Raw genomic sequence first — 21,002 nt, forward strand, 5'->3', positions numbered from 1 at the left:
ACCTTCCGGATGACGGCGTGGAGCCGATCGCCGTCGTCGGGCTCGCCGGACGGCTCCCGGGGGCAGCCACCATCGAGGAGTTCTGGCGCAACCAGCTGGCCGGCGTCGAGTCGGTGACTTCGTTCAGCGTGGAGGAGTTGGTCGACGCCGGGTGGCCCTCACAGATGGTGACCAAACCCGGCTACGTGCCAGCGTCAGCCGTGATCGAGGACGCGGACCACTTTGACGCGGACTTCTTCGGGTACAGCTCCAAGGAGGCGGAGATCAGCGATCCACAGCACCGGATCTTCGTCGAGTCCGCCTGGCACGCGCTCGAGGACAGCGGTCACGACCCGTCGCGATTCGACGGCGCCGTGGGTGTGTATGCCGGCTGCTTCGCCAACAAGTACTACCCACTGAACCTCCTGGCGAACACGAGCTTTCGGCGCTCCTCGCTGGCGTTCTCCGCGCGTCCTTACAACGACAAGGATTTTCTCGCTACCCGGGCGGCGTACCTGTGTAACCTCCGAGGCCCCGCGATCACCGTGCAGACGGCCTGTTCCACCTCACTCGTGGCGGTCCACCTCGCCTGCCAGGCCCTGCTGGGCTACGAGTGCGACATGGCACTGGCAGGAGGGGTGGCGCTGCCCGTCCCCCTGGCCGGTGGCTATGTCGTCCCGGAGGGCGGCCTGTTCGCCCCGGATGGCCATTGCCGGCCGTTCGATGCCGCCGCGGCCGGAACCGTTCCCGGGTACGGCGTCGCGATCGTGGTGCTCCGCAGACTGCGCGACGCACTCGCGGACGGCGACACCATTCGCGCCCTGATCCTGGGTACGGCGGTCAACAACGACGGCTCAGTGAAGTTCGGGTACAACGCCCCGAGCGTTCAGGCACAGGCTGAGGTGATCTCCACCGCCCATTCGGTCGCGGCGGTGGCGCCGGAGACCATCGGCTATGTCGAGGCGCACGGCACGGCCACCCCGTTCGGCGACCCGATCGAGGTGGCCGGGCTCACCCAGGCGTTCGCCACCGAACGACGCGGGTTCTGCGCACTGGGTTCGGTCAAGGCCAACATCGGCCATCTGGACGCCGCCGCCGGCGTGGCCGGCCTGGTGCGGGCGGTGCTGGCGCTTGAGCACGGCGAAATCCCGCCGAGCAACAACTTCGAAACGCCCAACCCGGCGCTGCGGCTGGACCACACACCGTTCTACGTACCGACAACCGCCCGTCCCTGGCCACGTGGCTCGACGCCGCGGCGCGCCGGCGTCAGCTCATTCGGGGTCGGCGGCACCAATGCTCATGTGGTGCTGCAGGAAGCGCCGGCGCCCGAGCCGGCCGCGTCCGACCGACGTGGATGGCAGCTGCTCGTACTGTCCGCGCGTACCGGGAAGGCCCTGGCGGACGCGGCCGCGAACCTCGCCGGGCACCTGGAAGGCCATGACAACCCGAACATGGCAGAGGTCGCCTATACCCTGCAGGCCGGCCGGCGTCGGTTCCCGCACCGCCGGCACCTCGTATGCCGCGACCGGACCGAGGCGGTAGCCGCCCTCCAGACAGACGACCCGCTGGGGGAGACGCACGACACGGGTGAGGCGGAAGCCCGGCAGGTGGTCTTCATGTTCCCAGGCAGCGCTTCGCACCACCCGGATGCGGGATCGGAGATATACCGCTCCGAACCAGTCTTCGCCGAGCAAGTGGACCGCTGTGCGGCACTGGTGCGGCCACGGCTCGGGTACGACCTGCGTGCGCTTCTCTTCCCGTCGACCTGGCAAGGATCCGACAGGAGCCATTCCGACGCCGACCCGCGCGGTGTGGCGGCGGCGGCCTTCGGTCTGCAGTGGGCCCTCGCGCGGCTGTGGCAATCCTGGGGCGTGCGGCCCATCGCGCTGATCGGCCATGGCGACGGTGAGTACGTGGCGGCTTGCCTGGCGGGCGTGATCGAGTTGGATCACGCCCTCGACGTCGCGGTGAGCGGATTCCCCGGCGTCGACCACTCCGAGCTCGCTCGGGTCGTCGCGCGCTACGAGTGCAAGCCGCCACAGGTGCCCTACATCTCCGCGGTGACTGGTTCCTGGATCAGCCCTGAAGAGACCATGGACCCGGTCCACTGGGCACGCCACCTCAGCGAGCCGACACGGTTCGTCGACGGACTGCGGAAGGTGCTCGGTGAGCCGGGCCGGGTCGTGCTCGAGGTGGGGCCGGGCAACACGCTGACCTCGCTCGCGGTGGCGCAGAACGGGCAGGCGCCGCAGCCGGTGGCGCTGTCCTCGCTGCCACCTTTCCAGGAGTCCCGGTCCGACCTGGCCCATCTGCTCGGCACCGTGGGCAGGTTGTGGCAGGCCGGCGTGGAGATCGACTGGGACGCCTTCCACGGCGCGCCGCGACCGCGGCGAACTCCACTGCCGGGTTATCCGTTCCAGCGGCGTCGTTACTGGGTGGAGCCCGACTCCGGTCGCTACGAGCCAATGGGTCAGGAGGAGGCGTGATGGACGATGCGGTCATCGCCGTCGTCGGCGCGGGTGTCATGGGTACCGGGATCTCGACGCTTGTCACCGGGCACGGCCTACCCGTTGTGTTGGTGGACGTCGACGAGGTCGAGTTGGAGCGCGCCCGGGTCGCCGTCGCCAACGGGCTGCGACATGCACAGCTGCTGGGGGCGCTGCCGGCCGAGTGTGCTCCAGCCGGGCTGAGCACGACCCTTTCGTTGGATGACGTCGCACCGGCCGCAGCGGTCATCGAAGCGGTCACCGAGCTGCCCGAGCGGAAGGCGGAGGTGCTCACCAGGATATCGGCCCTGGTCCGGCCCGGAACTCCGTTGATCTCCAACACTTCCGGGATACCCATCGACGAACTGGCGGCGTCGGTGCGACGGCCGGGTGAGCTCCTCGGTACCCACTTCATGAATCCCGCGTACCTGATCTCGATGGTCGAGGTGATCCGTGGTCCACGCACCACTGACAAGGTCGTCGAGTCAGTGCTTTCGTTGCTGGCTCGGCTCGCCCGACGCGCGGTGGTGGTACGTGACGCGCCGGGTTTCGTGACGAGCCGGCTCCTGCATCCGATGATCAACGACGCCGCGCGGGTGGTCAGCGAGGGCACGGCAACGGCCGAGGAAGTGGACACCCTGATGCAGGGCTGCCTCGGTCACCCAACGGGCCCACTGCGCACCGCGGATCTGATCGGCATCGACAACTTGGTCGACGCCTTGGCGGTATTGCACGTCCGGACCGGAGACGAACGGTGTCGCCCCGCCGAACTTCTCGCCGAGATGGTCCGGCGCGGCGAACTCGGACGCAAGAGCGGCCGTGGTTTCTACGTCTACCGAGAGGAGCCAACATGAGCTCGAAAGAACAGACCGAGCCGACCCCCATCAGAACAGGCGCCATCGAAGACGAGATCGCCGGCTTCGTGGCAGACGAGACCGGGACCAGGCCGGAGATCGGCCAGGACCTCTTCGCCACCGGGCTCGCCAACTCCATGTTCGCGATGAAGTTGGTCGTGTTCCTGGAAAAGACATACTCCGTGACGGTCGGCGGGGCGGACCTGCAGCTAACCAACTTCCGAACCGTCTGGAGCATGGCCGCACTCGTCGGCCGGCTCCGTGCCGAGGCTGCCGCGGGCAGGGATGTCTGACGGGCTCGCCGCCGAGCGGGTCACTCTGAGGCGCCTCGTCGGGGACGCCGCCGGCGCCTGGGACCTCGCCGGTGAGCTCCCGCGTGACGTTCTACAGGAGCTCGGCGCAGCAGGCGTGCTCTGCGCGGAGGCGCCGAAGGAGTACGGCGGGCGCGGTGTGGGGAGCCAGGAGAGCGGGGAGTTCACCGCCTACGTCGGGAGCCTGTGCAGCTCCTTGCGCAGCGTGATGACCTCACACGGCATGGCGGCATGGACCGTGCTGCGCCTTGGCAGCCGCGATCAGCGGACCGCGTTCCTGCCCAAGCTGGTCGGTGGCCAGTTGGCGGCCGTGGCTTTCAGCGAGCCTGACGCGGGTAGCGATCTCGGCGCGATGGGTACCGAACTGCGTTTCGTGGACGACACGGTGATCGTCGATGGCTCCAAGACGTGGATTACCGCTGCGGCCTATGCTGACCTGATCGTCGTCTTCGGCAGGACCGGCGACAACGCGGCGGCGGTCGTCGTGCCGGCCGACGCCGCCGGCGTCCACATCGAGAAGGTTCCGCACCCGCTTGGATGCCGCGCGGCCGGCCACGCGCATGTCCGGCTCGACGGCGTACGCGTGCCGGCCGCGAATGTCCTGGGCGGAACCGGACAGTCACTGCCGTTTCTGGTCACGACGGCTCTGGCCTATGGCCGGATGTCGGTGGCCTGGGGCTGCGTCGGCATTCTGCGCGCCTGCCTTGGCGCGGTGACCGGACACGCGCGATCGCGGGTGCAGTTCGGCAAGCCGATTGCAGAGCACCAGTTGGTGTCTCGTTTGGTCACTGAGATTTTCATCGCAGAGCAAGTCGCCACCAGGATGTGCCGGCACGCCAGCGAGTGCTGGGAGTCAGGTTCGCCGGACCTCGTCGTCGCGACCGTGCTCGCGAAGCACGTCAGTGCAACCCAGGCCAGGCATGGTGCCACGTGCGCCATGCAGGTCATGGCCTCGGCGGGCGCCTCCGATGGCCATGTGGTCGCCCGCGCCTACCGAGATTCGAAGCTGATGGAGATCATCGAGGGTAGTAGCGAGATATGTCAGCTCGAACTCGCACAGCACGCCCTGGCAACCGCGGGCGTCGTCAGCCGGCAGGTGCACCAGTGAGACATCCGATCGCGACCGTCAAATGCGTCGTCTGGGACCTGGACAACACGTTGTGGAGGGGAATCCTCCTCGAAGACGGCGACGTGGTCCTCGACGAGCATGTACGCGAGACCATCGCGGGGCTCGACTCCCGAGGCATCCTGCAGACCGTCGCCAGCAAGAACGACCACGACCTCGCGTGGGAGCGCCTGGAGGCCCTTGGCATCGCCGAGTACTTCGTGCTCGCCAGAATCGGGTGGCAGCCGAAGTCAGAGTCGGTCCGGGAGATCGCAGACCAGCTGAACTTCGCCCATGACACGATCGCCTTTGTCGACGACCAGCCAGCGGAACGTGCGGAGGTCATGTTCCATCTGCCGCAGGTGCGCTGTTATCCAGCCGAGCGCATCCCGGAGTTGCTGACACTGCCGGAGTACATCCCGACGACACAGACGGTCGACTCGCGCCGTCGTCGCCACATGTACAAGGCGAATCTGCGCCGCCGGGCCGAGCAGGAATCGTTCACCGGGCTGTCGGAGGAGTTCCTGCGCTCGCTAGATCTCGTCATGGAGATCAACCGGGCCACAGCTGACGACCTGTCGCGTGTGGAAGAGCTGACACTGCGCACGAGTCAGATGAATGCGACCGGTGTCCACTACTCCGATTCCGACCTGCGTGCACTCCTGGACGACCCCCGCCACGAGGTCCTCACGGTAACGATGAGCGATCGGTTTGGCCCGCACGGTGCGGTCGGCGTCGTACTCCTCCATCGCGACCTGGCGGTGTGGCATCTGAAGCTGCTGGCCACGTCGTGCCGGGTTGTTTCCTTCGGAGCTGGCGCCACCATCCTGAACTGGTTGATAGGCGAGGGGGCGGCCTCCGGCCGCCATCTGGTCGCCGACTTTCGGCCGACTTCGCGAAACAGGATCATGGAAATCGCCTACCGGTTCGCCGGATTCAGCGAGGAGCGCTGCGCATGCCTCACCACACTACCGGCCGCCGACGACGGGGATACGCAGCGACTGCACCTTTTGCCGCAACCGAGGCCCGCGTCCGCCACGACGCGCCTCACCGCCGTCCGGCTGACTGCGCCATGACGCGGCTACTTCTTGCGTGCGAGGGTTATGCCGTCGGCCATCGCGAGCAGCGAAATATCCACCCGCGGATCGTCGCGCAGCGACGCGTTGAGCGTTCGGATCGCAACAGTGTCCGGATCTTCGATGGCTGGATCAGCTACACGGCCGAAGAACAACGTGTTATCTATAACGATGAGACCCGCCGGCCGGACGAGGGTGAGCGCGGCCTCGTAATAAGCGCAGTAGTTGGTCTTGTCCGCATCGATGAACACGAAGTCGAAACTGTCGCGACCCCGCTCGTCGGTGAGGGTGGCGAGTGTCTGCCTCGCGTCGCCGATGCGAACGTCTATGCGGCTGGCCACTCCGGCGCGCTTCCAGTAGTCGACGGCGATCGCGGGCCACCGTTCACTGATGTCACAGGTGACGACTGTGCCGCCCGGTGGAAGTGCACGTGCCATGCACAGCGTGCTGTAGCCGGTAAAGGTGCCGATTTCCAGTACCGAGGTCGCGCCGGACAATCTCACGAGGAGCTCCAGCAGTTGGCCCTCCTCCGCCATGACCTGCATGGCGCCACCCGGCAGGTTCGTCGTCAGTTCCCGAAGCTCAGCCAGGACCGGATCGTCTCGAAGGGAAACATGGCGAACATAGTCGAGGATTTCTGGAGTCGCTGTGATCTGATCTGCCACGATGCGATCATATCGCTACTTCGACTCCGCCGGCCAGCAACGCTGGCTCTGCTCACATCTGTCCAATAAGAATGAGGAGTGTGAACGGGCGTGAAGGTAATCGGCGTCGGGGTCGCGCGTACCGGCACGGTGTCACTCAAGGCCGCGCTGGAACGGCTGGGGTTTGGCCCCTGCTTCCATAGCCGCTATGTGCTCGACCACCCTGAACGGCTTCGGTCATGGCACGCCGCTGCGGACGGCGACGCGATCGACGTGGGTACGCTTTTCGCCGGTTACGGGTCCAGTGTGGCTTGGCCGGGCGCGGCATTCTGGCGGGAGCTCTTGTCGTACTACCCGGAGGCGAAGGCGATCCTGACCGAGCGTGATCCGCAGCAATGGTACGACAGTGTGCGGAACACCATCTACGAGCTGACCGGCGGCAACGCCGGCAACGAGCTCGTCGAGGCGGCGCGCGAGCACGTTTCCAGTGTCAGAGCGATGCACGAATTCAATCGCAAGCTGATCTGGGAGAGGTTCTTCGGTGGACGTTTCACCGACCGCGCACACGCCCTGCGTGCCTACGCCGAGCACAACGCCGCCGTTCGCCGAGAAGTGCCGGCCGACCGGCTGCTCGTGTACTCGGTCACCGAGGGCTGGGAGCCGTTGTGTAGTTTCCTCGGCGTACCGGTGCCGGCCGAGCCGTTCCCCCGCCTCAACGATTCCGACGCCTTCTGGGGGCAGGTTCGCCACCGCCTGCACGAGAACACCGCCGCTCCAGAAGCGACGTGATCCTGACACGCTCACAGACGTGATCCTGACACGCTCACAGTCGTGTCTTCCACGCCGGTGAACTGGCGCCGGTGGCCACGGTCGCGAAGAACGGTCTCGAGACCGCGATCCCGCTCGCCCAGCGCGCGGACTATGTCGCCGTGCAGGCCCTGAGCGACACGGACACGGTGCTGGGCACTTCACCGGCCGCGCACCTCGGATGACATCGTCTCGACCACGAAAGAGTAAGCCAGATGCCGGAATCGAACCCTTCGGACGATGAGGACCTCGCCGTGCGGTTGGCGACCGCGGCGGGGAAGGTGCTGCTGGATCTGCGTACCGAGATCGGTTTCGACGATCCCGCCGCACTGCGGGCGCTCGGCGACCGGCGATCCCACGAATACCTGACCGCCGCGCTCGGACGGCAGCGCCCGGGAGACGCGATCCTTTCCGAGGAGGGGATCGACGACGCTACGCACCTCACCCGGCCGCGCGTCTGGATCATCGATCCGCTCGACGGGACGAGGGAGTTCGGCGAGTCCGGCCGGACTGACTGGGCGGTTCACGTGGCGCTGTGGGAATGTGGCCGACTCGTTGCCGGCGCCGTGGCGATACCGGCACGGGACACCGTGCTGAGCACCACGGATCAGAAGCTCGAAACGTGCCGGACCGGCGGTCTGCGCCTGGCCGTGAGCCGAACCCGGCCGCCTGCGCTCACCCGGCGGCTGGCGACCCTGCTGGGCGCCGACGTCGTCCCCATGGGCTCGGCCGGGGTCAAGATCGCTGCCGTTGTGCTCGGTGAGGTGGACGCTTACGTCCACGGTGGCGGGCAGTACGAGTGGGACTCCGCCGCGCCTGTGGCAGTGGCAGCGACGGCCGGGTGCCACGTTTCCCGGCTCGACGGCGCACCGCTGGTGTACAACCGCCCCGGGGCCTGGCTATCGGACCTCGTGGTGTGCCGGCCAGAACATCGGGATCTCATGCTCGCGGCGATCAGGGGAGCGGAGCACGTGTCATGAAGGTCATTGGCGCAGGTTTCGGCCGCACCGGGACGTTGTCGGTGAAGGCCGCGTTGGAGATGCCCGGTTTCGGGCCCTGCTATCACCTGCTCACGGCCTTCGAGTTACTGGTACTTCGGGCAGCCCCCACCCGGGACGCGAAACGTGCTCTACGTCGGTGAGGTTCCCGATCCGCTGCGCGGAAGCTGCGCCAGACGCGAACTGGTGGGGTCCTTCATGGACCCGAAGGACGACAACCCCGCGTCGAACAGGCAGCCCGTCACGCGGGTCCACCAGTGCTCGGATCTGACCGCGGAGCTGCCTGATCTGTGGCCACCACTGTTCCATCTGGACTTCCGGTCGATCGAACAGCCATCACCGGACGGAGGGGGAAGCTCACGTGGGGACGCGAGAACACCGTGGTGATTGTCAGTACCTGTCGAATACGCCGATCTCCTCGGACATCCACTGGCAGCGGGCGACCGTCGACAAGCCGGCGCGGGTACGGCTGATCGGGCACGGCCCGATGATCATCTGGTTCACGGGACTGTCCGGTGCCGGCAAGTCTGCCATTGCCGACCAGTTGGAAAAGCGCCTGCACGAGCAGGGCACGCACACCTACCTGCTGGACGGCGACAACATCCGGCACGGGCTGAGTCGAGACCTGGGCTTCAGCGACGCCGAGCGTCAGGAGAACATCCGGCGGGTCGCCGAGGTCGCGGCGCTCATGGCCGACGCGGGACTCGTTGTGTTGGTGTCGTTCATCTCACCCTTCGCCGCCGAACGTGAGTTCGCGCGAGGTTTGGTCGAAGAAGGCGAGTTCTGCGAGGTCTTCGTCGACACGCCTCTGGCGGTAGCCGAGGCCCGCGACCCGAAAGGGCTCTACCGCAAGGCGCGCAGCGGCGATCTGAAGGACTTCACCGGAATCGACTCACCCTATGAGCCACCCGCGCGTCCGGAGGTTCGGGTCGACACCACGGTGCGCACAGTCCGGGAAGCCACCGAGGAGATCCTGGCCCAGCTGCGGGACATGGGCGTCGTGACGCCGAGACGTCGGTCCTGAAGGACAGCAGCAGCGACACAGCTCCTAGCGCATGAAGTGGTCGTCGACGGCGAGGGCAATGCCTGGACAGCCACGCCAGCCGTGCCTCCGTCGCCGTGACGGGCATCTCGGAGAAGCTGTGGATGTTGATCGCCAGATCGATTCGCGGGGTGCCGAGTGTGTCGATCCGGTCCAGGGGGAGGGCGGTCGCCCGCTGGGACACGCCACGGTGGGCCAGGTAGTAGGAGCACACGAAGGTTGACTCCGGTACCGCGTCGACACAGTATTACTGCTCGACGTCGACCGGTGCCTTGAGGTGGTGGCCCTTGGCCAGGCCGTCGCGCTGATCCCCAAGTCCTTGGCGGAGGCGCACTCTCGGCCGCACATCGTCTTCCGACCGGTCGTCGAGGCCACCCCCTACAGTCTCCATCGCCTGGGCCGAAGGTGCCAGGGCGCCGCACCTCGCCCAGTTCGTGCGCACCGCCACCGATGTCCACCAGCCCCAGACCATCGCGAGCTGACCGCTGGTCGCCGGATCTGTTTCGGACGGTCACCGCGGGCTGAAGGCGTAGAAGGTGTCGTTGTCGACGCCTTCCGGGTAGTAGTAGCCGGATCCCCAGTAGACGGTGCCGTTGACGACGGCGGCGCCGGCGATGACGGTGCCGCCGCTGGGGTAGCGCCATCGGATGGTTCCGGTGGCGGCGTCGAGGGCGTACATGTTCTCGCCGTCGGGAGCCTGGGAGCCTGGGAGCCTGGGAGCTGGCGTAGACGATGCCGTTGGCGGTGGTGACGAAGCCGGCGTCGCCCGCGCCTTGTGGGTCGGCGGTCTGCCAGGGGATCCGGCCTGTGCTGGGGTCGAGTGCCCAGTACCGGCCGCTCTTCTGGCCGATGCCGAGTAGTTGGCGGCCGCTGGGTGTGGTGTAGAAGTTGGAGCCGAAGTCGTAGTCGGGACCGGTGGGGTCGCTGGCGTTGTATGCGTCCGCAGTCAGGGGCTTACGTGCCCACGCCACCGTGCCGGTCCGCTGGTCGAGGGCGAGGACGGCGTCGATGTAGTTGTCGTCGGCGGGTTCGGCGCATCCGGTCTCGATCGGTGTCTTGCACACCCCGTCCGGCACGGTGAACCGCGCCGGGTTCGGTAGAGACTCGTTACTGGGGGCAGGCGACCAGACTGGTCAGGTCGCCTAGCTCGTACAGGGTCTCGAACTCGGTCGGTGGCCGATAGCCACAGGCCTCATGAAGCCGTCGATTGTTGTACTTTCATTTGCCGGACGGCTTTCCCCGCTATCGAGCTACAGGATGCCCGGCCCGACCTCTGCGCGCCTCACAAGGCGGCCTGGTTGAGTTCGGACAGGGTGATGACGCCGTCGTCGAGTGCCCGGGAGATGAGGTCGCTCTTGGTGCGGGCGGGGCGCCCGGCCCTGGCGTACTTCTCCCGTGCCCTCATGATGTGCGTATCGACGGTCTTGACGGTGATGTGGAGCTGCGCGGCGACGAGCTGCTTGGACATCGAGGCGAACCAGGCACGCAGGACCTCCACCTCGCGCGGGGACAACCGCGGCCCGGGCGCGTCGCCCCCGCCGGACAGTGGCGGGGCGGTGTAGGGTAGGCCTCGCGCGGCCGCGCGGATGGCAGGCACGAAGTGCTCCGGCCCTTCTTGCTTCGACAGGTACGCGAGCGCGCCGATGCGGACGCACTTGATCGCGGTGGCGTGGTCGGCGTGCGGCGCGTACACCACCACCCGGCGTCCACTGTCGACCAGCCGGCGAAGCTCCCCGAACTCCGGCCTTCCCGGCAGTAGCTCCAGATCGAAGATCACCACGTCCGCGGCGGCGCCCGGCCCGGTCCACACGACGGCCAGCCGCGCCCCGGCGTCGATGAGCCGGATCGGCGGTTCGGCCCGCTCACACCAGTACCGCACGCCCGCCGCGATCGCCGCGTGGTCGTCCACAATCACCGCGGTGATCGATTCGGCTGTCACGAGGGCTTCCTCCCATGAGAGTGCGGTGCGGCGAACGCTACGACGCGGAGCCGGGTGCGCGGTGCCCCTGCGGCGCATCAGCGCAGGTCAGGCGATAAAGTCGGTTGTCCGGTCCGGCCGGGTGGAGAGGGTGCGGGGTTGACCGAACACGAACACGAGGCCCGTGAGTTGTTCACCGATCGGTTCACCTTGTTGCTGGCCACCGCCGGTGACCCGCCGCTGCGCCGGGTCGCGCAGTGGGTGGCGAGTTCACGCGTGACCGACGACCGGCGCCAGCCGGTGGTCGTCCCCGCACAGCGCATCAGCGATTGGCGTCGCGGTCGCAACGTGCCTGCCCGGTTCAGGCAACTGGCCGCCGTGCTGGTGCCGTTGATCCGGAAGGCCTCGTCGGCCACGCCGCGGCCGCCGGTGGACGGCTTGTACGACCTGCGGGCGTGGAAAGACTGGTGGCAGGCGGCCGCGTCGAGCCGGGTGAAGACGCCGGAACCCGGTGCGGCGCCGGAAGAGCCGCTGTGCCCTTACCGCGGTCTGGCTTCTTTCCGGCCGGAGGACGCCGGTTGGTTCTTCGGCAGAGAGAAGGCCACGGCGGAACTGACGGCACGCCTGGAGGAGGGCGCGGACACCGGCGGGCTGGTGATGGTCATCGGTGCTTCCGGCGTCGGCAAGTCCTCGTTGCTGCAAGCCGGTCTGGCTTCCGCCGCGGCCGGTGACCGGCGGGTCACCACCGTGGTGCCGGGCGCGGAGCCGCTGGCGGAGTTGACCCGCCGGATTCCCGAACTCCGCAGCGTCGTTTCGCGGGAGGGGCACGAAGCCGGGGCAGTGCGTGCCGCGGCCGTCGTACACGTGCGGCAAGCGGGTGCCGCGCGGCTGGTGCTGATCATGGACCAGTTCGAGGAGGTCTTCACCGAGTGCGAGGACGAGGACGAGGTGCGGGCCTTCGTCCAGGTGCTGCACGTCTTGTCCGGGAGCGGGGTCGTGCTGGTCGTCCTCGGCGTTCGCGCGGACTTCTACGCGCACTGCCTGGAGTACCCCGAACTCGCGGAGGCACTGCAGAACCGGTCGATGGCGCTGGGGCCGATGACAGTGTCGGAACTGCGTGACGCGATCACCCGGCCGGCCAGGAAGGTCGGCTTGAAGATGGAGCAGGGCCTGGTCGACCTCCTACTCCAGGACCTCGGTGTGAGCGGGGGCCGGCGCCAGGCCACCTACACCGCGGGCGCGCTGCCCCTGCTGTCCCACGCGCTGCTGGCCACGTGGCAACGCAGGCAGGGCGGCAAGCTGACGATTTCCGGGTATCGCGCCACCGGCGGTATCCGTGGGGCGATCGCGTCCACCGCGGAGCGGGCTTGGGCCGAGCTGGACGACACCGAGCGTGAAGCCGCGCGTTCGGTGTTCCTCCGGCTGGTGCACGTGGGCTCGGACACCAACGACACCCGCAGACGCGCCACCAGGGACGAACTCGTGGAGATCTCTCCGGACCGGGCGGCACGCGTCCTGGAGGTCCTGGCGCGCTCGCGACTGGTCACGCTGGACTCGAAAACTGTCGAGATCACCCACGAGGCACTGCTGCGGGCCTGGCCGCGGCTGTGTGAGTGGATCGACCACGACCGGGAGGGCAACCTGGTGCGCCAGCGCATCGAGAGCGACGCGCGGAGCTGGGACGGCCAGGGACGCGATGCGTCATCGCTGTACCGGGGCGCCCGGCTGGAAAGCTCGGTGCAGTGGACGGAATCGGTGGAACTGACCCGCACCGCCAGGGACTTCCTGGCGGTGTCGGCGAAGCATTGGCGAAGGAACACGTGGAGGGCGCGCGCCGCGGTGGCCGTCGTTTGCGTGTTCGCGCTGATCGCGGCGACCGCGGCGGTCGTGGCGTTCAACCAGCGCAACGATGCCGAGTTCCGCCAGCTCGTCGCCGATGCCGACCGGCTACGGGCCACGGACCCCTCGCTCGCCGCTCAGCTCGACTTGGTGGCCCACCAGCTGCGGCCGGCGGACGAGCAGGTTCGATCGAGACTGCTGGCCAGCCAGAACACCCCGCTCTCGACACCGCTGAAAGGCCACACCGGGGACGTCTATCAGACCACGTTCAGCCCGGACGGCCGGCTGCTCGCGACCGCGAGCCAGGACCACACGGTCCGGTTGTGGGATGTGCACGACCGCAGCCGCCCCCGTCCGCTCGGCGCGCCGCTCACGGGCCATCGCGGCTGGGTGTCCACGGCGGTGTTCAGCCCGGACGGGCGCACGCTGATCACCGCGGGCGACGACGAGACCCTGAGACTGTGGGACGTCTCCGATCCCCGGAACCCCGAGCCGCTCGGCGCACCCGTCGACGGCCGGGGCGGCACGATCTATCAAGTCGCCTTCAGCGCCGACGGCCACACTGTCGCCACCGCGAACGAGGACGCGACGGTCCGCCTGTGGGACATCCACGACCGCGCCAACCCGGCACCGGCCGGCGAACCGCTCACCGGAGCCGCGGGCCCGGTGCGAACGGTGGCCTTCGGCCCCGACTCCACGAAGGTCGTCGCCGGGAGCGACGACGGGACGGTGAGGTTGTGGACCCTCGGCGAAGCGGGCCGGCCGGTGTCGCCCGCCCTGGTGGCCCAGGCGCACAGCGCGACGGTGCACTCCGTCGCGTTCAGCCCGGACGGGCGCCTGGTGGCCAGCGGCGGGGACAAGGTGATCCGGCTGTGGCGGGCCGGGAACGACCAGGCGCTCGAAGAAGCAGGCCAAGCCCTCGTCGGCCACACGGCGTCGGTGTGGCAGGCGGTCTTCAGCTCGGACGGGCGGCTGCTCGCCAGTGCGGCATACGACGGCAGCGTTCGGTTGTGGAACGTCTCGGACCCCACCCGGGCGAGCCAGGTCGGGCAGCCACTCACCCAGCACGTCGGCGGGAACTTCTCGGTCGGGTTCAGCCCCGACGGCCGGTCACTCGCCACCGGCACCACCGACAACACCACCAACCTGTGGTCGCTGCCACCGGGGCTGCTGGTCGGGCACTACTCCTCCGTGAACGCACTCGGGCTCAGCCTCGACGGCCGGGTGCTGGCCAGCGCCTCGTCCGACACCACGGTCAGGCTGTGGAACCTGACCGGCTCGCGGCACCCGGAGCCGTTCGGCGGTCCGATCACCGCCCACACCAGCTACGTCAGCCACGTCGCGATCGACGCGCCGGGACGCACCTTGGTGACGGTGTCCGGTGACCGGACCACGAGGCTGTGGAACGTCGCCAACCCGGGACACCCCGCCGCGCTGGGCTCACTCCCCGTGGCGATCCGCTATGCCGGCGCGGTCGCCTTCCAGCCGGAGGGCACCCTCCTCGCCACCGGGAACGACGACTACTCGACCGTGCTCTGGGACCTGTCCAACCCGGCGAACCCACGACAGCTCCAGCCCGTGCTGGACGGCCACACGGACTACGTCCGCGGAACCGCGTTCAGCCGGGACGGCGGTCTCCTCGCCACGGCGAGTGCCGACAAGACCGTGCAGCTCTGGCATATCCGGTCGTCGGGAGCCGAACGCGCACAGACGATCCGAGGTCACACCGATGGGGTGCTGTCGGTGGCGTTCAGCCCCGCCGACACGGTGTTGGCGACGGCTTCCGACGACCGTACCGTCCAGCTGTGGGACGTCCGGGACCCGGACCGCGTCGTAGGACTCGGTGCCCCATTGGGGGGATTCCAGGCGTCGGTGACGTCGGTGGCGTTCAGCGCGGACGGCCGCACGCTGGCGACCGGAAGCGCCGACGGGGCGGTCCGCCTGTGGGACGTGCGGGAGCCGAGCAGCCCGGCCCTGCTCGCTGACCCGCTCACCACCACGAGCGAAGCACCCGTCCAGGTCGTCTTCGATCCCGTGAATCACCAGCTGGCCACGGGATCGGGCGATGGTGTCGTTCGCCTGTGGGACCTGGACGTCGCCCACGCAGCAGACCGCATCTGCGCCACGACGCGCGCGGTGCTGGACGCGGAGCTGTGGAAGTCGTACGTCCCCCAGTTCGACTACGCCCCACCCTGCCCGGCCGACGGGTAGCTTGCGCGGCGGCACACACCTCGTGAGGTGCGACGATACAAGGAAAGCTCGTCGAGCGGATGCTGAGCCTTTTCCCGGCAGGTGTGATCAGGTGACGCCTCAGGCGGGGGTGATGGTCGATATTGGGATCGGCTTCCCGGATTTTCGTACCGCTTCGCCGAAGTCTTGGGCCCACACGACCGATTATTCGGCGACCGGTGGACTCTCGATTTGTACGTGCCCATGGCATCCCAGCTCCAGAACACGATCTATCTGCTGCGTCAGGCTAAAAGCACCTACCAGGCGTGCTCTCCTGTTCCTGACGGCGGACACAGTCGCGGCCGGGCAGAAGCGCGACGTCGTGGCGGTCGGGGTCGGTGAAGATTTCGGTGAGGTAGTCCGTTGTTATATGAACTGTCAAGCTGTCGCAGCTGTGTGCATGTCGTAGCACGGCAGTGCCGCGCGGCGGCGAGCCTACGCACAACGGAACCGGCCCGCGAGCCGGGCACTCCTCGCCCAGCAACGGCCGCCACAGCACGGGGTCGACGCTGGCAGCGGCGGCCACCATACGATCTTGAATTGTCCCCGCAAACACCCATGATCACTGTCGTGGCCGTGCCGGGTTTCGGCTCACCCGACCAGCCACGTGACGAACTGCAGCTGGACTATTTGGCCGATGTGTGGTGACGAAGACCACCTGTCTGGCGGATTGTCTGCGCGGCGCGGCCACCGAAAGAATTGTCAGCAAAGGGTGGGGATTATCTAGGTCAGGGGAGAGGCCATGAGGCCGGAGCGTGATTCGGGGGCCGCAAGCCGTGTCATCGTCGTTGCACTGATGAAGTCGGGCACACATCTGATCCAAGAACTCATGATCGCGTTGGGGTATCAACTTTACGGGCAATCCCGGATTCCTGACGAGTTCCGTCCTGCGCTTTCCGCCGGGGAACGTCGGCGGATCGCACGGCTGGTCTACGGAGATGATCGCCACGACAATGCGGCCGACGACGCCTGGGAGGCACTGGGCTGGGCATGGCAGTCCCGGCTCGGCATGCCGTTGGTCAGCCGCTACGGATCGCAGCTCGTCAACAAGGAATTGATAGTTCAGGCGTTACGCTGTACGGCTTCGACGTCTTTCAGTGAAACCCCGGAGAATACGTGCTGGATCCTACCTGAACTGGATGTTACCCGGGTCGACGGTGCATTCCTCAAAGAGTGGCATGAGACCGGCTGCCCGAAAATAGTCTTCATGTACCGGGATCCCCGCGACGCTACTTTGTCGATGGTCAATTTCTTGCTCGGTAAGACGTCGAAAGGGTACGGGAAGTTCAGCGATTTCACCATGTTCCACGAGATCCTGGCGTCGAAGAAAACCCTGGCCGAACAGGTCAGCTACGCGCTCTCGGACCCGTCCTTCCCGGGTATTAATGATCACGAGCGTATGCTCTGGCTGCTGCATCACCCCAGGGTATGCACGGTTTCATTCGAGGATCTGATTGGCCCCTCCGGCAGCGGGTCGGCGTCGGCTCAGGAGGCGTCGGTGGCCAGGATCTTGGAATTCCTCGGTCGCGACGACGATCCGGAAAAGCTATGCACGTCGCTGTACCGGCGCGACTCCTTCACCTTCTACAAGGGCCAGATCGGGTCTTGGCGCGAGGAATACACGCCGGAGAACCGAGCGACCGCAGCCGCCCGCTTCGCCGATGTCCTCACATCATACGGATACGACCGCTAACTGATCGAAAGATGCCGAAACGCGAGCGTTCATCATGAATAAGGGGAGAGATCATGGAGTTCGCTGTGCTCACCGGACGGAACGCTGGTAATGGCCTAGCCGTCGGTTCGCCGGCAGCCGCATTTGACATCATAGCCGACCTGAGAGAATGTGAACTAAAGACGACAGTAACTAAGTACAGTATCTCGGTCGGAAACGGTCTTCACATCGACGAGCCGCCCTACTCCTATCTGAACCACTCCTGCGAGCCGAATATCTTCATCGACACGACGTCGATGCAGGTGCGAGCCATCCGGCCGCTGATCGGCGGTGAGGAGGTCGTGTTCTTCTACCCGTCCACCGAATGGGAGATGGTGACGCCGTTCGCCTGCGGATGTCAGTCGCCCAGGTGTATTCGCCTGGTGGCTGGCGCGGCGTTCGTTCCGGACATGCTGTTGGCTCAGTATGAGTTGAACGCGCACATCCGGGAACGGCTCCGCAGCGGGGTTCGCCCGGCGTTCTCAGCGTCTCCGGCGAGTGTCTGATGGCTGAGCGGCCGACGCTGCTCGTGCTGGTCGGCGGCCAGCGAGAGTACCGCGAGTACATGCTGATGCGGCTGTCGGCCCGCTACCGGCTGACGTTGCTCAGCCCGTGGCCGGTGACCTGGGAGAAGCGCTATATCGCCGACCACGCACTAATCGAACCGGACGAGCCCGAGCGGATCTTCGCCGCCGCCAGCAGGATCGCCGAGCGGCACTCGGTGTCTGGAGTACTGACGTACTACGAACCGTGCGTCGTGCTCGCGTCCGAGGTCGCGCAGCGGCTCGGGCTCCCCCAGTGTCCGCCGGAGGCCGCGCGCCGCTGTCGCGACAAGTACGCGACGCGGGCGGCTCTTGCCGAGGCGGGTGTACCGTCCGCCCGCTTCGCGCACATCACCTCGACCGAGCAGGGGCTCAAGGCCGCCGCGGAGATCGGGTATCCGGTTGTTGTGAAGCCACGGTCGCTATCGGCCAGCTTCGGCGTGTCGCTGGCTGCCGACCCCGGTGAGCTGGACCTGGCGATCGGCCGCGCCCAGGCCAACCACCTGACCGAGCCGTGGGAGCACCAGGCCGGGATCATGGTCGAGAAGTACCTGGACGGGCCGGAGATCAGCGTCGACAGCGTCGTCACCGGCGGTGTTGTCACCCCGCTCGTGTACGCGAAAAAGCTCAGCGGGTTCCCGCCGGCATTCGAGGAGCTCGGGCACGTCGTTGCTGCCCCGGAGCTGATTGTGTCGGACCCGGACGCAGTTCGCGAACTCCTCGTGCAGGCGCATGCCGCGCTGGGTATCGACAACGCCGTCACGCACACCGAGGTCCGGTTGACCAGCTCGGGCCCCCGCATCGTGGAGGTCAACGGTCGCTCTGGCGGCGACCTGATCCCTCAGCTCGCCGAGTTGGCAACCGGGGTGGACATCGCCCTGGCCTCCGGAGACGTCGCCGCCGGACGGACACCCGAGCTCGCGGCGACCCACTCCGGCGTCGCGGGTGTGCGGTTCTTCTACCCGGGCGGCCCCGGCACGGTCGTCTCCGTCGGCTGGCGTGCTGGGTTCGGCGAGCCGGAGTGGTTGCGGGACACGGCGTGGCTCCTCGAGCCCGGCGCCGAGGTGCACGCGCAGCCCGGACGGTTGTACCTCGACCGCTTCGGCTACGGCGTCGCGACGGCGCGCAGCGTGGAGGATTGCGTGTCGCGGCTGGAGACTCTCGCGCGTGAGGCCCGGGTCGAGCTGGCATGAAGATCACGATGCGGAGCACCGAACTCCCCGGCCGGGCCGCGGCGCTTTCCTGCGCGTTCTTCGCGCTCAGCACTGGGTATTTCATGATCGTGCCGCTGCTGGCCGTCTACCTGTCCTCCGCGCTGGATAACTCGCCGCAGCGGATCGGCCTTATCCTCGCCGTGTTCACCGTATCCAGCCAGGGTTCGCAGGTGTTCGCGGGAATCGTCGCCGACCGGTGGAGCGACCGTGGCGTCCTGGTCGCCGGTGTGATGCTCTCCTGCTGGGGATTCGTGGGGTTCGCCGTGACGACGGCGACCGCCGCGCACGTCCTCAACGCGCTGGCGCTTGGCTTCGGCAACGCGATTCTCACCGTCGTGGGCAAAGCGGTTCTCGCGGCGGTTTCCGGTGAGCGCCGGGTAGCCGCGTTCGCGTTGCGCAGCATGGCGGTGAATCTCGGCTCGGCTATTGGGCCGATGATCGGCGGGTTGCTGTTCGGCAGATTCGCCGTCGCGTTGTACGGGGCGGCGGCGATGTATCTTGCGCTCGGCGCGATACTCATCTGGCTGGCACAGCCCCGGGATGTCCGGGAGAACGCGGACGCGGGAGTCGGAAAGCAGTTTCGTGCACTGGCCGGTAACCGAACGCTCGTCGGACTGGCCGCGGTTAGCGCCGGATTCTGGTTCCTGTTTACCCAGTTCATGTTCACTTTCCCGCTATATGCCAACGACGAATACGGGCTGAAGGGCAAGGTCGGCTTCCTGTTCGCGGTCAACGCTGTGGTCGGCGTCGTGTTGCAGTATTCGCTGGTCACGAGCCTCCATCGGCGGCTGGACAGCTGGCGCATGCTCGCCGCCGGGACCGGGCTCGTCGGCGTGTCGTTCTTGCTACTCGGCCTGGGTGGCACGCTGTGGTGGCTGGTGCTGTTCGTCATCGTCTTCAGCTTCGGCGAGATTCTCGTCGTTCCGATGATAGACGTGGTGGCTGCCGAGGCGGCCCCGTCGGCAGGTTTGGCTGGTGCGCTCGGTTTCGCCTCGCTAGGCTGGACTGTCGGCGGCGTACTGGGCAACCTCGGCGGCGGCTTCCTTTATGCGGAGGCCAGCAGCCACGACTCGATGGGGCTGTTCTGGACGCTAAACCTCGTCGTCGGAATGGTGGCGGCGATGTGCTTTTTGCGCATCCGCCGCCAAGTCAGACGGGAGGCGGTGGCGTGAACGGCGACATCACCACAGTGAACTGCATGGCCGAGGTGTCTCCGGGCGACTGGAACGGGTTGTCCGGGGCCACTTCATTCTATCTCTCCCATGAGTGGTTGTCGTTTGTCGAACGGGACACCAGTGCCACCGCGAAATACCTGCTGCTTTCCGGCGGCAGTCGTCTGCTGGCGGCCCTTCCGCTTTACGCCGTGGAGAACGAAACCAACAGGTACTATCGCGTCGCACCGGATTATCTCATAGCGGGCACTAGGCAGGCGTACGTCAACGACGTGCTCGTGGACCCGAGTCTTTCCGATACGGACCGGGTATCCGCGTTGACCGCGCTGTTGGAGACGGCTGAGAAAGACTGCTTGGCCTTCCTCTATCTGAGTAGCTCCGGCGCGGAAGAACTCCGGCGGATGCGGCCGCAAGCGCAGCCGACGCTGCTAGCGATGGACGCCCGGATATCGCTGGTCGGAGACACTTTCGCCGACTACTTGGCGCACCTGGGGGCGCGGCGTTCGTACGCGGTGCGCAAGGAGCTGCGGCGGTTTGCCGAGACCGGACACGAGGTGGCCGTCGAACGGCTGAGCGACTGCTGGTACGAGGCAGGACCACTGGTGGCGAACGTGCAGCGGAAGTACGGCCACTCCGATACAGCGGAGACATGCAGGAAGGGGCTGTCCGCACAGGCAGACGCGCTGGACCCATTCACCAGGGTCTTCACTCTGCGCGTACGGGGCAAGCTGCGCGCATGCGCGTTGTTCTACAGTTGGCGCGACACGCTCTACGGCCGCATCGTCGGGTTCGACTACGCCAACGTAGGTGGCGCAGGCGAGTACTTCTCGCTCTACATGTACGAGCCGCTGCGATACGCCTACGACAACGGGTACCGGAGCCTGCATCTCGGGCGCGAGTCGTACACCGCGAAGGTGCGCCGCGGCGCGACGCTGCGGACGTTGTGGGGCCTCAATCTTCCCCCGGACAGTTCCGAGGGCTGGCGGGGCCGGAACGCGAGCGTCCTGCGCGACTGGCAGCGGGAGTACTCGATAGGGCAGTTGGACGTCCCGCCCGGCTGGGTTGAACCGTGACC

The 21,002-nt window shown here is 67.2% G+C and carries 19 protein-coding genes; 16 read left to right on the plus strand and 3 right to left on the minus strand.

Features of this window, described 5'->3' with window-relative positions:
* Positions 1-17 precede the first annotated feature (17 nt).
* From L3Q67_RS32620 to L3Q67_RS32640, 5 genes are read left to right on the plus strand one after another with little or no spacing between them, the layout of a single operon-like run.
* Positions 18-2,465, plus strand: coding sequence for a type I polyketide synthase (locus L3Q67_RS32620; RefSeq protein ID WP_499185265.1), 2,448 nt, complete (start codon positions 18-20; stop codon positions 2,463-2,465).
* A complete protein-coding gene (locus tag L3Q67_RS32625) occupies positions 2,465-3,319 on the plus strand; it encodes a 3-hydroxyacyl-CoA dehydrogenase family protein (RefSeq protein WP_499185266.1) in 855 nt (284 codons plus the stop codon). Before L3Q67_RS32620 ends, L3Q67_RS32625 begins: the two co-directional genes overlap by 1 nt.
* Positions 3,316-3,612: an acyl carrier protein gene (locus tag L3Q67_RS32630; RefSeq protein ID WP_499185267.1), complete on the plus strand. Its 297-nt coding sequence runs from the start codon at positions 3,316-3,318 to the stop codon at positions 3,610-3,612. Before L3Q67_RS32625 ends, L3Q67_RS32630 begins: the two co-directional genes overlap by 4 nt.
* Entirely contained in the window at positions 3,605-4,738 is a 1,134-nt protein-coding gene (locus L3Q67_RS32635) for an acyl-CoA dehydrogenase family protein (RefSeq protein ID WP_499185268.1), read from the plus strand. Before L3Q67_RS32630 ends, L3Q67_RS32635 begins: the two co-directional genes overlap by 8 nt.
* Complete coding sequence (locus L3Q67_RS32640; protein WP_499185269.1) at positions 4,735-5,811, plus strand: HAD-IIIC family phosphatase; 1,077 nt, start codon at positions 4,735-4,737, stop codon at positions 5,809-5,811. Before L3Q67_RS32635 ends, L3Q67_RS32640 begins: the two co-directional genes overlap by 4 nt.
* Before the next feature lie 5 nt (positions 5,812-5,816).
* On the opposite strand, the gene L3Q67_RS32645 is transcribed toward L3Q67_RS32640, so the two are convergent.
* Positions 5,817-6,476 carry an O-methyltransferase gene (locus L3Q67_RS32645; RefSeq protein ID WP_499185270.1) on the minus strand — a complete coding sequence of 220 codons (660 nt, stop codon included), beginning with the start codon at positions 6,474-6,476 and terminating at the stop codon, positions 5,817-5,819.
* 90 nt (positions 6,477-6,566) lie between these two features.
* Between L3Q67_RS32645 and L3Q67_RS32650 the strand changes: the two genes are divergently transcribed.
* From L3Q67_RS32650 to cysC, 5 genes are all read left to right on the plus strand, one after another.
* A complete protein-coding gene (locus tag L3Q67_RS32650) occupies positions 6,567-7,244 on the plus strand; it encodes a sulfotransferase family protein (RefSeq protein ID WP_499185271.1) in 678 nt (225 codons plus the stop codon).
* 71 nt (positions 7,245-7,315) lie between these two features.
* Positions 7,316-7,447, plus strand: coding sequence for a hypothetical protein (locus tag L3Q67_RS32655; protein ID WP_499185272.1), 132 nt, complete (start codon positions 7,316-7,318; stop codon positions 7,445-7,447).
* A gap of 69 nt (positions 7,448-7,516) precedes the next feature.
* Positions 7,517-8,242, plus strand: coding sequence for a 3'(2'),5'-bisphosphate nucleotidase CysQ (locus tag L3Q67_RS32660; RefSeq protein ID WP_499185273.1), 726 nt, complete (start codon positions 7,517-7,519; stop codon positions 8,240-8,242).
* Positions 8,239-8,403: a sulfotransferase gene (locus tag L3Q67_RS32665; RefSeq protein ID WP_499185274.1), complete on the plus strand. Its 165-nt coding sequence runs from the start codon at positions 8,239-8,241 to the stop codon at positions 8,401-8,403. Before L3Q67_RS32660 ends, L3Q67_RS32665 begins: the two co-directional genes overlap by 4 nt.
* Positions 8,404-8,621: 218 nt before the next feature.
* Positions 8,622-9,284 carry an adenylyl-sulfate kinase gene (gene cysC / locus L3Q67_RS32670; protein ID WP_499185275.1) on the plus strand — a complete coding sequence of 221 codons (663 nt, stop codon included), beginning with the start codon at positions 8,622-8,624 and terminating at the stop codon, positions 9,282-9,284.
* A gap of 529 nt (positions 9,285-9,813) precedes the next feature.
* Here cysC and L3Q67_RS32675 read toward each other — a convergent pair.
* Both L3Q67_RS32675 and L3Q67_RS32680 read right to left on the minus strand, forming a co-directional pair.
* Positions 9,814-9,981, minus strand: a complete 168-nt coding sequence (locus L3Q67_RS32675; protein ID WP_499185276.1) for a hypothetical protein — start codon at positions 9,979-9,981, stop codon at positions 9,814-9,816.
* 603 nt (positions 9,982-10,584) lie between these two features.
* Positions 10,585-11,241, minus strand: a complete 657-nt coding sequence (locus tag L3Q67_RS32680; RefSeq protein ID WP_499185277.1) for a response regulator transcription factor — start codon at positions 11,239-11,241, stop codon at positions 10,585-10,587.
* Positions 11,242-11,379: 138 nt separating this feature from the next.
* Here L3Q67_RS32680 and L3Q67_RS32685 point away from each other — a divergent pair, with 138 nt between their 5' ends.
* The 6 genes from L3Q67_RS32685 (at position 11,380) to L3Q67_RS32710 (ending at position 21,000) form a co-directional block, all read left to right on the plus strand.
* Positions 11,380-15,270, plus strand: a complete 3,891-nt coding sequence (locus tag L3Q67_RS32685; RefSeq protein ID WP_499185278.1) for an nSTAND1 domain-containing NTPase — start codon at positions 11,380-11,382, stop codon at positions 15,268-15,270.
* Between the two features lie 760 nt (positions 15,271-16,030).
* Positions 16,031-16,981 (plus strand): sulfotransferase family protein, encoded by a 951-nt coding sequence (locus L3Q67_RS32690; RefSeq protein ID WP_499185279.1) that lies wholly within the window; start codon positions 16,031-16,033, stop codon positions 16,979-16,981.
* 53 nt (positions 16,982-17,034) lie between these two features.
* Positions 17,035-17,505, plus strand: coding sequence for an SET domain-containing protein (locus L3Q67_RS32695; RefSeq protein WP_499185280.1), 471 nt, complete (start codon positions 17,035-17,037; stop codon positions 17,503-17,505).
* The gene (locus L3Q67_RS32700) at positions 17,505-18,734 is read left to right on the plus strand and encodes an ATP-grasp domain-containing protein (protein WP_499185281.1); all 1,230 of its coding nucleotides are present in this window, start codon (positions 17,505-17,507) and stop codon (positions 18,732-18,734) included. Before L3Q67_RS32695 ends, L3Q67_RS32700 begins: the two co-directional genes overlap by 1 nt.
* Positions 18,731-19,927, plus strand: coding sequence for an MFS transporter (locus L3Q67_RS32705; protein ID WP_499185282.1), 1,197 nt, complete (start codon positions 18,731-18,733; stop codon positions 19,925-19,927). Before L3Q67_RS32700 ends, L3Q67_RS32705 begins: the two co-directional genes overlap by 4 nt.
* Positions 19,924-21,000, plus strand: a complete 1,077-nt coding sequence (locus tag L3Q67_RS32710) for a GNAT family N-acetyltransferase (RefSeq protein WP_499185283.1) — start codon at positions 19,924-19,926, stop codon at positions 20,998-21,000. Before L3Q67_RS32705 ends, L3Q67_RS32710 begins: the two co-directional genes overlap by 4 nt.
* Positions 21,001-21,002 lie beyond the last annotated feature (2 nt).

Source organism: Saccharothrix sp. AJ9571 (assembly GCF_021725495.1).
GTDB lineage: Bacteria > Actinomycetota > Actinomycetes > Mycobacteriales > Pseudonocardiaceae > Amycolatopsis > Amycolatopsis magusensis.